Origin of the sequence: Imperialibacter sp. (genome assembly GCF_040222385.1) — a bacterium.
GTDB lineage: Bacteria > Bacteroidota > Bacteroidia > Cytophagales > Cyclobacteriaceae > Imperialibacter.
On the sequence record NZ_JAVKDF010000042.1, the window covers coordinates 73,615 to 85,853 of the forward strand.

14 protein-coding genes are annotated in these 12,239 nt (G+C 44.7%); 5 read left to right on the forward strand and 9 right to left on the reverse strand.

The annotated features are described in order from the left end of the window. Window positions 1–8: 8 nt before the first annotated feature. Genes hisC through hisG form a run of 3 tightly spaced genes read right to left on the reverse strand, consistent with a single transcriptional unit; the run spans window position 9 to window position 3,236 of the window. Window positions 9–1,079, reverse strand: coding sequence for a histidinol-phosphate transaminase (gene hisC, locus RIG68_RS22435; protein WP_350127566.1), 1,071 nt, complete (start codon window positions 1,077–1,079; stop codon window positions 9–11). Then, window positions 1,069–2,370 (reverse strand): histidinol dehydrogenase, encoded by a 1,302-nt coding sequence (gene hisD / locus RIG68_RS22440; protein ID WP_350127569.1) that lies wholly within the window; start codon window positions 2,368–2,370, stop codon window positions 1,069–1,071. The genes hisC and hisD overlap by 11 nt, the downstream gene beginning before the upstream one ends. 14 nt (window positions 2,371–2,384) lie before the next feature. Then, window positions 2,385–3,236, reverse strand: coding sequence for an ATP phosphoribosyltransferase (hisG, locus tag RIG68_RS22445; protein ID WP_151998906.1), 852 nt, complete (start codon window positions 3,234–3,236; stop codon window positions 2,385–2,387). A 484-nt stretch (window positions 3,237–3,720) separates the two neighbouring features. Between hisG and RIG68_RS22450 the strand changes: the two genes are divergently transcribed. The 5 genes from RIG68_RS22450 (at window position 3,721) to RIG68_RS22470 (ending at window position 7,143) form a co-directional block, all read left to right on the forward strand. Then, window positions 3,721–4,041: a Dabb family protein gene (locus RIG68_RS22450; protein ID WP_193217858.1), complete on the forward strand. Its 321-nt coding sequence runs from the start codon at window positions 3,721–3,723 to the stop codon at window positions 4,039–4,041. A gap of 422 nt (window positions 4,042–4,463) precedes the next feature. Then, a complete protein-coding gene (locus RIG68_RS22455) occupies window positions 4,464–4,844 on the forward strand; it encodes a DUF1987 domain-containing protein (protein ID WP_350127572.1) in 381 nt (126 codons plus the stop codon). A gap of 33 nt (window positions 4,845–4,877) precedes the next feature. Beyond that, window positions 4,878–5,441: a hypothetical protein gene (locus RIG68_RS22460; RefSeq protein ID WP_350127575.1), complete on the forward strand. Its 564-nt coding sequence runs from the start codon at window positions 4,878–4,880 to the stop codon at window positions 5,439–5,441. 582 nt (window positions 5,442–6,023) lie between these two features. Further along, window positions 6,024–6,404, forward strand: a complete 381-nt coding sequence (locus tag RIG68_RS22465) for a DUF1987 domain-containing protein (RefSeq protein ID WP_350127578.1) — start codon at window positions 6,024–6,026, stop codon at window positions 6,402–6,404. A 157-nt stretch (window positions 6,405–6,561) separates the two neighbouring features. Then, the gene (locus tag RIG68_RS22470; RefSeq protein ID WP_151998901.1) at window positions 6,562–7,143 is read left to right on the forward strand and encodes a hypothetical protein; all 582 of its coding nucleotides are present in this window, start codon (window positions 6,562–6,564) and stop codon (window positions 7,141–7,143) included. 26 nt (window positions 7,144–7,169) lie between these two features. Here the strand turns inward: RIG68_RS22470 and RIG68_RS22475 are convergent, their stop codons facing one another. From RIG68_RS22475 to hisA, 6 genes are read right to left on the reverse strand one after another with little or no spacing between them, the layout of a single operon-like run. Next, the gene (locus RIG68_RS22475) at window positions 7,170–8,648 is read right to left on the reverse strand and encodes a dihydrolipoyl dehydrogenase family protein (RefSeq protein ID WP_350127581.1); all 1,479 of its coding nucleotides are present in this window, start codon (window positions 8,646–8,648) and stop codon (window positions 7,170–7,172) included. Between the two features lie 31 nt (window positions 8,649–8,679). Next, window positions 8,680–9,624, reverse strand: coding sequence for a citrulline utilization hydrolase CtlX (gene ctlX / locus RIG68_RS22480; RefSeq protein ID WP_350127584.1), 945 nt, complete (start codon window positions 9,622–9,624; stop codon window positions 8,680–8,682). A gap of 45 nt (window positions 9,625–9,669) precedes the next feature. Next, entirely contained in the window at window positions 9,670–10,269 is a 600-nt protein-coding gene (gene hisIE / locus RIG68_RS22485) for a bifunctional phosphoribosyl-AMP cyclohydrolase/phosphoribosyl-ATP diphosphatase HisIE (RefSeq protein ID WP_350127586.1), read from the reverse strand. 12 nt (window positions 10,270–10,281) lie between these two features. Then, on the reverse strand, window positions 10,282–11,037 hold the full coding sequence (gene hisF, locus RIG68_RS22490) for an imidazole glycerol phosphate synthase subunit HisF (RefSeq protein WP_350127589.1): 756 nt from the start codon (window positions 11,035–11,037) through the stop codon (window positions 10,282–10,284). 33 nt (window positions 11,038–11,070) lie between these two features. Beyond that, entirely contained in the window at window positions 11,071–11,469 is a 399-nt protein-coding gene (locus RIG68_RS22495) for a four helix bundle protein (protein WP_350127592.1), read from the reverse strand. 53 nt (window positions 11,470–11,522) lie between these two features. Then, window positions 11,523–12,239: a 1-(5-phosphoribosyl)-5-[(5-phosphoribosylamino)methylideneamino]imidazole-4-carboxamide isomerase gene (gene hisA, locus RIG68_RS22500; RefSeq protein ID WP_350127595.1), complete on the reverse strand. Its 717-nt coding sequence runs from the start codon at window positions 12,237–12,239 to the stop codon at window positions 11,523–11,525.

The window sequence follows — 12,239 nt, forward strand, 5'->3', positions numbered from 1 at the left end:
TCTTCAAATTAATTAACAAATGAGTCCTCCTTTACCAAAGCCATGGCTTTTAGTAAAGCTTCGTTTTCTGTTCTCGTTCCTACCGTTATGCGCAGACAGCCGTGGCAGTGCATCACATTGCTTCGGTCTCTCACAATCACCTTTTGATCGATAAGAAACTGGTAGGTTTCCTTTGGCTTCGGCACCCGGATGAGCATAAAGTTAGCGTCGCTGGGGTAGATATGCTGCACAATTGGTAAGGCTGCGAGCTGATCTTCCAGCCAATTCTTTTGTTCCAGAATGTCAGCCACCATCTTTTCTTTGGCCAACACATTGGCCAATGCCTCTCTCACAATACCCTGTGTCGGCGCTGCTATATTATAGGGTGGCTTGATCCTGTTCAGGATGGTGATAATTTCCGGACTGGCAAAAGCCATCCCCAGTCGCACACCCGCCAGCCCCCAGGCTTTGCTCAAGGTTTGCAGCACCACCAGGTTAGGAAACCTGTGCAGATGCGGTAAAAAGCCGGCATCAGGTGCAAAGTCAATATATGCCTCGTCGATGACAACGAGGTTAGGAAATTCGTGAAGCAAAGTGAAAAGATCTTCTTTTCGGATCAGATTGCCTGTAGGGTTGTTGGGACTACAGAGGAACAGGATTTTCGTATCCGAACCAGTTGCACTTAAAACGCCCTTTACATCGAGCTGAAAATTCTCGTTCAAAGGTACTTTCAAAATTCCCACATCATTAATGCCAGCGCTCACCTCGTACATGCCATAAGTGGGGGGCACTGTGATCACCTTGTCTTTCCCCGGATCGCAAAACGCCCTTATAAGCAAGTCGATAGGCTCGTCGCTGCCGTTGCCAAGGAAAATAGATTCGGTGCCAATATTCTTGATTTTGGCAACCGCTTGTTTCACCTCCTGTTGGTAGGGGTCAGGATAGCGGTTGTAAGCTTCCTTTACCCCAGCAGAACCGTAGGGATTTTCGTTGGCATCCAAAAAAACGCCCTCTTTACCAGTGTATTCATCCCTGGCGGAAGAATATGACTTCAGGTTAACCAGGTGCTTACGAAGTAGCGAGTTCGGATCAAAGCTCATTGGTACCTTCTTTAATTTTCTGCAATCGAAGTGTTACAGCCATCTTGTGTGCATCGAGCTTTTCAGCTGAAGCCATCGCTTCAATGCTGGGGCCAAGCTGCTGCAATCCCTCCGGCGTAATTTTCTGGAATGTGACCTTTTTCACAAAGCTATCAACAGAAACACCCGCCATCGCCCTGGCCCAACCATTGGTGGGCAGCGTGTGATTTGTGCCCGACGCATAGTCTCCTGCCGACTCAGGTGTATAGTTGCCTATGAATACTGATCCGGCATTTTCAACCATTTCAGCATACTTGTCTGCATCTTTCAACGCAAGAATCAGGTGCTCAGGGCCATACATATTAATATAGTCCATGGCAGTAGCTTTGTCTTCAAAATAGATGGTTCTGCTATTCTCCAAAGCTTTTGCTGCCATTGCCTTCCGGGGCAAAGTAGCCAGCTGACGTTCCACCTCCTGTGCCACGCTGTCCACCATGCGCTTGCTGGATGTGACCAGTATCACCTGACTGTCGGCACCATGCTCAGCCTGCGACAGCAAATCGGCCGCCACAAACGATGGCTCTGCATGCTTGTCGGCAAACACCAGCACCTCCGAAGGGCCTGCGGGCATGTCGATAGCCACCGTGTCACGGCTCACCATTTGCTTGGCCGCCGTCACATATTGATTGCCCGGACCAAATATCTTATCAACCTTGGGCACCGACTCCGTGCCATAAGCCATAGCGGCAATGGCCTGAGCTCCGCCAATCTTCAGTATCTTCTTTATACCTAGTAAGTGGGCCACGTATAATACGGTGGCATTCACCTGCCCCATGCTGTCAGTGGGCGAAGCAATAATGATCTCTTTACAGCCAGCGATTTTGGCAGGAATACCAAGCATCAGGGCAGTAGAAAAGAGGGGTGCTGTGCCTCCGGGCACATACAGTCCAACCCTGTTTACGGGTATGCTCTTGCGCCGACATACCACACCCGGCATAGTTGCCACCGTTATGGGAGATTCCTTTTGCGCCAGATGGAATTTCTCAATATTTTCCCTGGCAACATGAATGGCTGCCTTCAGTTCATCCCCTACCTGATCAGCCGAGGCCAATAGCTCTTCCTCTGTTACAAAGAGGTCGTCCAGTTCAACATGATCATACTCAAGTGCAAACTTTCGCAAGGCCATGTCGCCGTTGCGCTTCACCTTTTCCAATATTGGCTTCACCACCTTCTCAAGCCTTGCCGGATCCTGAGCGGGCCTGCTTGTTAGCTCAAGCCATTGCTTCCGGGGTGGTTCGTATATTAGTTGCATGGTCCTCGATTTGTCTACAATATCATTTTTTCTATCGGCACCACAAGAATGCCTTCAGCACCGGCCTCTTTCAATTTCTCAATTATTTCCCAAAACCTGTCTTCATTGATCACAGAATGAATAGAACTCCACCCTTCCGTAGCCAGGGGCAGTACCGTTGGGCTCCTCATCCCAGGCAGAAGGTTTGCGATTTCCTCTATTTTATGATTGGGAGCATTGAGCAAAATGTACTTATTATTAGATCCATTCTGCACTGATCGAATCCTGAAAAGGAGCTGATCAAGGAGCTTTTTCTTTTCAGCACCGAGTCCTTTGTGGCCGACAAGCACTGCCTCGGATGTGAAGATGGTCTCTACTTCTTTCAGTCCGTTACTTAAGAGTGTGCTACCGGAGCTAACAATATCACACACAGCATCGGCCAGCCCAATGCTTGGCGCAATTTCCACCGAACCGCTAATTTCGTGAATGTCTGAACTGATACCGTTTTTCTTCAAATAGCTCCCCAAAATCTTTGGGTAGGAAGTGGCAATACTTTTGCCTTCCAGCATTTTTATGCCTCCATATTCCTCATTTCTGGGAATAGCCAAAGAAAGTCTGCACTTGGAAAAACCGAGCTTTACTACTATATCAAGGTCTTTTTCCTTTTCTTCTACCACATTCAGCCCAACAATACCGATGTCTGCTACGCCGTCGGCTACATAGCCCGGAATATCATCATCTCTGAGCAGCAGAAACTCCATCGGGAAATTATGGGAAGAGGCCTTTAGCTTACCGACACCATTATTAAAGTGTATTCCACACTCTTTGATCAAACGGAACGAATCTTCGCTTAAGCGACCTGATTTTTGAACTGCAATACGTAGCATGAAAAGCTTAATTAGAGAAATGAGTAAGTAAAATGAATACGGGCCAATGTTGAAGTAAAATGCTCTTCCTTAATGGGAATGACGAGACACATGATCGTGGTTCACGTGCAGATGATCGAATATATGGGAGTGTCTCAGGTACTTCATTTTACAAGGCCAAATTTAGGTTCCACTAACATCAATTAAAACCCAAAAAGACAAAATTGTTCAAGTTTTTTTCTCCCCTTCCTTTTACATCAAAGAATGGCTAAATATTGATACTATATAATAAGGTGTAGGCAACACCTGAAGAAGGCTTCATCCGGGCATTTCAGAAAAGGATTCGCCTCAAAACGAGGAAAAAATAATTTCAACCTTCTATCTTTAGCCCCTCACTTTACTCACAACCAAAATGGATTCACAACGTCGCTCATTTTTAAAAAAGGGAACAGGTCTGCTTGGCCTGCTCGGCTTAGGTACATATTCATTTGCAAAAACAAAAACTATGAAAGATTCATCTGTTAACTTCTATCACGTTGTTTATTTCTGGCTCAAGGATCCCAGCGAAGCCAATAAGAAAACTTTTCTTTCCCACGTGAAGGAATACACAGGCAGCATTGATGTGATTAAGGAAAGGTTTATCGGAACGCCTGCCGACACCAACAGACCCGTCATCGACAATACCTATACCTTCTCTATCGTTTTAGCTTTCGATAGCAAGAAAGATCAGGATGCCTACCAGGAGCACCCTGTCCATCTGGCCTTCGTTGAAAAAGCGCAACATATGTGGAGCAAGGTGCAGGTCTATGATTCAGTGAAAGTATAAGTACTCAAAAATAGACCGACAACCAGTCCGTTTTGATTCCTATGAAACGGACTGGTTGTCATCCCAATTTCCCCGCCGCTTTTGTGCTATAACACGCACCCCACCTCCCCTTTTATTGAAAAATGTGCCAGAAGGGTTCGCACCATTTCAAATTCCTACATCACGGGTCAGCTTTTTCGCATCTCCTCAACACCTACCTCAACAAAAGATATTCCACTTGTTTTCAGTTACTTAAGAGTTAAATCTCTTCGCACTCGGCTTTTAATTTTAGTTCTAAAGGCTTAAGAGTTCTCATAATCTTACATCAGATAGTATTCGTTCGCACTTGCCACTTTTGCTCCAGGCTTATGCATTTACTTTGTGATATAGTAAGAAGTAACCAACCGGTATAGCAATTATTTGTACCTCTTAATATCACCAGTATGGAAAAAATTTACATTCAGGCAACAGAATTCACTCCGCATGTCCACTTCGACCCTTCCAACGGGATAATAGAACTAAGGGGCAATTCCAACCCTCACAATTCGCTTACCTTCTACACAAAAGTGATTCATACGCTCGAAGACTACGTTGTGAACGACACAAGAGGGCTGGTAGCGAACATGGCGTTCAGATACTTCAACACAAGTTCCTCAAAATGCCTGTACGATATGTTCAAACAGCTCAACGCCATGAGGAAAAAAGGCCGTCAGGTAACCATCAATTGGTATTACAGTCTCGACGACGAAGACATGTACGAGGTAGGGAAAGATTTTTCTGACCTAATGAACCTGAACTTCAATTTTATTGCGATGTCAGCATAAAAACCTATCAATACAGCAACAGTATTATTTGAAATGAACGAAACTAGTAGCCTTTTCCACGTAGAAGAAAAGTCCTTAAAAGAATTTAAGGAGAAGGTGAAAGACAATGCACTTTCAAAAAAAAGTCTGATAGGCTTCGTTGACAATTACGATGACCTCATCACACAAAGCAAAGTAATCACTCGGGTTAGCGACAGGCTTCAGTCGAAGCTTAACAAGGCAAACGAGCAAATCGCTGCACAAAACGCAACCATCAGTGACAATAATAAGTTGCTCCATAATACTATAGAGCAACTGGTGAAAGCCAAAGTCAGTAAAAAAGCCTCTACCATCATACTTACAGCCGCCGTTGTCCTTTTCGTGGCTGAAGAAGTGCTTCTTGAAGAGGCAATCAATAGCTACGTTGATATTCCATATATCGGCTTGATCGTAAAACTTTGCATTGCACTTACCCTAAAGGCCTTCGAATCAACTATCGAGAAATTTTTTTTGCGGAGAGAGCATTCAAAAATTGTTGAAGAAGGTTTGTGGGAAGAGTTGGAGGTTAGCAGCCCACACTCTCCCGGGCTCATCACATCAGAAGCCGTTCCCCGATAGTTTTCTAAAATCACCCGGGCCGTTTCTTGGCCAGAATTAAACCTTGTACAATAACATCGAAAAAAAACAAGGCAGAAACGTGGGTGTAATCGACATAAATCATTGATTATAAATACATTAATAAAAAAAAGGTTAATGAAATCACTCGCAAAAGATTATCCAGCTCTCCATTTCATTCGCTAACATGAAAATTTTATCAAAAAAATAACATTCACTCTACTCACCCCTATAACCGTATGTTTTTTCAACTATCTGATGTTTATATCAATCTTAAGCCAATAAATATTACATCAGTTTCCAGCATCTTCGAAAAAAACTCTCTTAAGTGAAATAAATATATTACACTGATTAACAGTCATTTAAGTTACTTTTATTAATTAAACACTTCCATTTAAACAGGATTTTACTTCTCATACAATAGATATCTTACATAAGAAAGTATTGGCCAGAAATCGAAGGCAATCAAGCTTCTAAAAGAAATAACTTAATTAAAGATTATTAGGAGTAAGGGATGAGATGTAGAACCACCCTTCTTTTTATATACTTTAGTTGAGATTATAACAGTAACAAACCTGAGAGATTATGGAAAAAGTTTACATTCAAGCTACGGACTATACACCGTTCGTCTATTTCGACCCTTCGACGGGGCTGATAGAATTAAAGGGGAATTCAAATCCCGCCAACTCAAATAGTTTCTATCAAAAATTTATTATTGAGCTGGACGAGTACGTTACCCACGAAAGCGGGGGACTCACCGCAAATCTGTCTTTTCATTACTTTAACACGAGTTCTTCCAAGTGCATTTTTAATATGCTAAAAAAGCTCCACAAAATGCAGGAAGCAGGGCGATGTGTTACCATCAACTGGTACTATCTGGAAGAGGATGAAGAAATGAGAGAAGTAGGTGAGGACTTTTCAGACATACTTCACATGAATTTCAACTTTATTACTATAGCAGCCTAACGGTTTAGTTGCTGTGGTTTTCCTGACCACACAAATCACTAATCGTTATATCTAACAAAGGCAGCTAGTTGTTATTCGAAACTTTCAAAGACAGGTTACATACTTTGTTGACTACACTGTATACCTAATACCTATCTCCTAACTAATTTTAAAAGGTATGAATGACTTGTGGGGACTATACGACGAAGAAGACAAAGCGCTTCATGCGTTTAAGACCAAAGCGCAGCAGAACAATATTTCAAGAAAGGATCTTGCCCAATTTATAGATAGCTATCAGGATCTACTTATTCAGAGCAAGGTTATTACAAAGGTTAGTGACAAGCTTCAGTCTAAGCTGAACAAAGCTAACGAGCGAATCATAGAACAGAATGAGGAAATAGTTGAGAAAAACTCGCTTCTTGAAAGCACTATTGGTCAGCTAGTGAAGGCTCAGGTTGGAAAAAAAGCTTCCACTATCATATTTACTGCGGCCGTGATAATGTTCCTTTCTGAAGAGGTGTTCCTGGGCGAAGCAATCGCCGTGATCGTGCATATCCAGTACTTAGACCTTGTAGTTAAGGGCTGTATCGCTTTTGGTCTTAAGTTTTTAGAGGGTGGCCTGGAAACATTCTTCCTGAAGAAAGAGCAAATAAAGATTGTGAAGGGAAACAATGGGAATGTTCCGGAACTTGAAAACAAATTCAAGCTACCCACTATTAAACTATCACCATCTATTGGAAAGCTTTTGTTTTCGAAATAGAGGCCGTTTGATGATATGGAAGAAGGTTAATAGATAATGTTTTCATAAACTCCTTCGACGCAGGTTTTGCAGGCCATAGACTCCAGCAAAACAGTGGGCTTGAGCATGGACTTGCCCAGAAGCATTCTGGCACATTCTTGTATCCCTTCGATAATAGATGGGTGTGGGTGGATAAGTTCTGCGAGCTCCTCCACTCCTTTGTCCATAGAAATGAGGAGAGCCACAGCCTGAATGGCACTTGAGGCATGCTCTCCTACCACACGCATGCCCAGGATTTTCATTTTATCGTCGTTTGTTACCATCAGTTTGATGAAACCCTGGGTGTTACGCATGGCCGTCGCTCTTGAAATATTGCTATAACGTAAGCTGGTGACTTTGTAGTTGATTCCCTTTTGTTTGGCCTGAATCTCGTTGAATCCAACTCCAGCAACTTCGGGTGCCAAAAACATGATCGTGGATATGTTTTCATAAATAAGCTTGCGCAACGGCTTGCCGTATATTCGTTCTATGGCATACCTGCCCTCCAATTCCCCAACATTAACCAGGGCAATGTCCGCTGTAATGTCGCCAACAGCATAGATATTGGGCACTGAGGTTTGCGTGAGGTCGTCAATGATCCCACGGGCATCGGTATCTACGCCTATTTCCTGCAAGCCAAGGTTGTCGTGGTTAGGTATCCTTCCCACTGAAACGAGGGCCTTCTCTACCTGAAACTTCTTCTTTTCACCGTTATCATATTCCAGTTCATACTCCACCTCGCCGTTGACGATCTGCAAATCGATGAGTTTGGAATTATGATGCACCAGAACCTGCTTGGACTCAAGGTTGTCTGAAATAACGTCGACAATATCGCTGTCTTCAAACGGCAGAATCCTATCTCCTTTATCAATCAGGTTGACTTGCGTCTGGCCGAAATTGGAAAAAATCGTTGCAAACTCGCAGCCAATTACCCCAGCACCAACTATTACCATACTTTTCGGCCACTCTGTCCAATTGTGGATGCCGTCGCTGGTAACGACAATCTTTTCGTCGATCGGTAAATTAGGGATCTTCCTGGGCCTGCTTCCAGTAGCCAGAATAATATTATCCGCTTCTATAACTTCAACGCCATTTTCTCCCGAAATCTCAACATTGTTTTTACTCAACAGTCTGGCCTCACCTCTTTTGAATGTCAGCAGGTCATGGCCATTGTTGTTCATGGAAGTCATATGAAACTCCAGCAGGTCCTTTCTTTCACTCGTGGCTTTCAATACTTCCGCTTTTACCTTCTGAAAAGGTATTTCAGGTACCTTGAAATTAAATGCTTTACCATGCTTTCGAAGGGTGAAATAGTCTCTGGAAAGCTCCCACCATGTTTTACTTGAAAGGGCACCATCGTGCACGCCAGCACCCCCTACCTGATTTCTTTCAATAAGAATTACTCTTTTCTTAAAATCCAGCGCCCGCATAGCAGCAGCATAGCCGGACGGTCCCGCACCAATAACGCAAACATCAAACTTGTTCATTACCAGGTCATTAAGGTTCAAAAAATGTTGTTTAGCTAGCTGGCAAATGTATCCCAGCCATCATACAGCGGGCACTTCCCCCTCCATATTTCTCAATGGTTGGAATGTCTATGGCAATTAAGTTAGCATATTTTTCCAGAATAATCTTTTGCGATTGTGTGAGAGCGGTAAATGCGGTGATGGACATGACCAGTGCAGGCTTACTTCTGCTGGTAGCCACCTCCAGCATATTGCCAGCAAAATGTTCCATTTGATCAAAAGAAATGTCGACGATTTCGTGGTTCGTCGCAGCCAGACTTGCAAGAAATACTCTTTTTTCCTCACCCTCAGGAATGCTCGCAAGACAAACCACACAATAGGATGTGCCGAGACACATCATCACATTGGTGTGATAGATAGGCATGCCGCTTCTGTCGACGGCATCAAAAACCACAGCGCTGAAACCAAGTCTGGTGGCATGGGCTCTCACCAGGCCTTCGTTTGTCCGAATCGACCGGGAGGCATACATAATGCGGTTGGGGTAGTCAACGATCAAACTCCCGGTACCCTCCAGGTATAGCTCTTTTTCTTCAGTTCCTGAGAGGTCAGTGATTTTATGTACTGTAAACCGAGGTTTCACAGCGTCAATCACTTCTGGTCTTCTCTCGGTTCTCCTGGCTTTGGACTGCATGGGGTAAAGAAACACGTCGCCTGACTCATGAAATGACACCCAGTTGTTGGGAAAAACCGCATCACGTCGTTCTTCCAAAAATTCATCCTGGACCACAATTACTTCGACGCCACCGTTTCTGAGTGTATTTACGGCAGCGTCAAACTCTGCAATGGACTGCAAGCGAATCTGATCCAGTTCTCCCGTTTGGGCTGCGCTTTGGAAGGAATTGCTTCCGGCTGTTTCGGGATTGGGGCCGAAGTTGGCCGGTCTCACCATGAGGACTGCTGGTGCAGCGTTGCTTTGCAATTTTATTTCTCTGGGCATTTGCCCAATTTCGCACTTACAAAGCTAATTTTCCAGCAGGAGGGCCTATTTGTTATGCCTTTGTTTCAGAATATCAACCACATCATCCAGCTTACTTCCCTTGGCTTCAAGCAAGATCATCAGGTGAAAAAGTAAGTCTGCCGATTCATTGAGAAAAAGCTCCTCATTGTCATCCTTGGCCTCAATCACTACTTCAACAGCTTCCTCACCCACCTTTTGAGCCACTTTGTTAATCCCTTTTTCGAAAAGAGACGACGTGTATGACTTATCGGAAGGATTATGGTGCCGGTCTTTTATAATCGAGGTTAGGTTGTTGAGAAAATTGATACCATCCGAATTCACCTCATTAAAGCAGGTGTCGGCACCGGTGTGGCAAGCGGGACCAACGGGGCTCACTTTTACCAGCAGGGTATCTTTATCACAATCAGCAATAATGTCCTTTACGAAAAAGAAGTTACCCGAAGTTTCTCCTTTGGTCCACAGCCTGTTCTTCGTCCGGCTAAAAAATATGACCTTCCCCTCGGCCCGTGTCCTGGAAAGCGCCTCCTCATTCATAAAGCCCAACATGAGCACCTTGCTTGTTGCTTCATCTTGTATAATTGCCGGAATCAATCCGTCACCCTTACTAAAATCCAATCCTTCCATTATCCTCTCACTTTATAATCGCATGGGTATATTCTGGTCACGAAGGTACTCCTTTAATTCCTTAATAGGCACCTCCTGAAAGTGGAAAATGCTTGCCGCCAGCGCAGCATCGGCTTTTCCTTTGGTAAACACATCTCGGAAATGCTCCTGGGTTCCACCCCCACCAGATGCTATTACCGGCACACCCACTGTTTCCGAAACCTTTGCGGTAAGCTCATCTGCAAAGCCCGCTTTGGTGCCGTCGTGATCCATAGAGGTGAGCAAAATTTCGCCAGCGCCTCTTTCTTCAGCTTCTTTGGCCCAGCTAATTGTTTCCAAAGTCGTGGGTGTGCGACCACCATGCGTATGTACTACATGCACACCGTTGACAAATCGGGAGTCGATGGCCACCACAATGCACTGGTTACCAAACTCACGACTGAGCTCATCGATCAGTTCGGGCCGCTTCACTGCCGATGAATTGATCGACACTTTGTCAGCTCCGGCATTGAGCAGGGCTGATACGTCAGCAATAGAGCTGATGCCACCACCTACGGTAAATGGGATATTGATCTCTCTGGCCACATGCCGAACCAGTTCCACCAGGGTTTTGCGCTTTTCTACTGTGGCCGTAATATCAAGAAATACCAGCTCATCGGCCATTTCGGCTGCATAGCGGGCACCCAGCTCTACCGGGTCACCGGCATCTCGCAGGTCTACAAAATTGACGCCTTTAACGGTGCGACCGTCTTTGATATCGAGGCAGGGGATGATACGTTTTGTTAGCACAGAGATTACTGATTTGAGATTACTGATTTGAGATTACCGTCGGTCTTTGAACTTCTGGCCTTTGATCTCGGAACGGTTTAAATAACTAATAAAGCCAGCGATGCTGGCACTAAGCTTTTCATACTCTTCTATTTTCGCCTGATAAGTAGCTTCCTTTATATATGTCTGATCGAACGCCCGATGCAACTGTGACCGTACTTCTCCGGCAGAGCCCTTAGCAAAACCCAGAAAGTTCACAACCTCTAACCGGCCCGACCGTTCGAAACCTTCTGCAATATTATCCATCACAGAGCCCGCCGCAGCCCTAATTTGATCACGAAACCTGAAGTCAGTAGCGAATGGTGGCTCACAGGTTAGCTTGTAGACTTCAAAAGAAAGCCGTCTGGCTTCTTTCCAAATTTCCAAATCCTCAAACCTTTTGATCGTCGCCATAATTTCAATTTTTAAATAATCTTTGCGGCCTTTCCGCCAAGCAAATCAAAATCTCAAATCAAAAACCTTAAATCAGCAATATTGACCCTTCCTTCATAAATCGCCTTCCCTACAATCGCTCCTTTGCAGCCAATTTCTTTGAGTTTTTCGAGATCTTCCATAGAGCTTACACCACCACTGGCCACAAAATAAATGTCAGGAAACTGTTCCACCAGGGTTTTGTACAGGTCAACCGACGGCCCTTCCAACAGACCATCCTTGCTCACATCGGTGCAGAATATATTGGTAACGCCCTTTTGAACATACTTCTCCATGAAATCATACACCCAGATGTCTGTCGTTTCTAACCAGCCCCCTATGGCAATCTTTTCGCCTTTCACATCGGCCCCAAGAAAGAATCGGTCAGCTCCGTACTGCTCCAGCCAGTCGGAGAATATCTCCTCGTTCTTCACCGCCATACTGCCAACGGTAGCCAGCTTTGCGCCGCATTCAAAAACAATATCAACGTCCTCAGCACTTTTAATCCCACCGCCAAAGTCGATCACCATGGAGGTCTTGCTGGCCAACGCCTCCAGTACTTTCCAGTTTTTTACTGTTCCGGCCTTTGCTCCATCCAAATCGACCAGATGCAGGCGGGTAAGGCCGGCATCTTCGAACTGCATAGCCACTTCCACCGGGCGTTCATTGTATATCTTCTTTTGGTCATAATCACCCTGGGTAAGGCGCACGCACTTTCCATCGATGATGTCGATTGCCGGTATAATATCCAT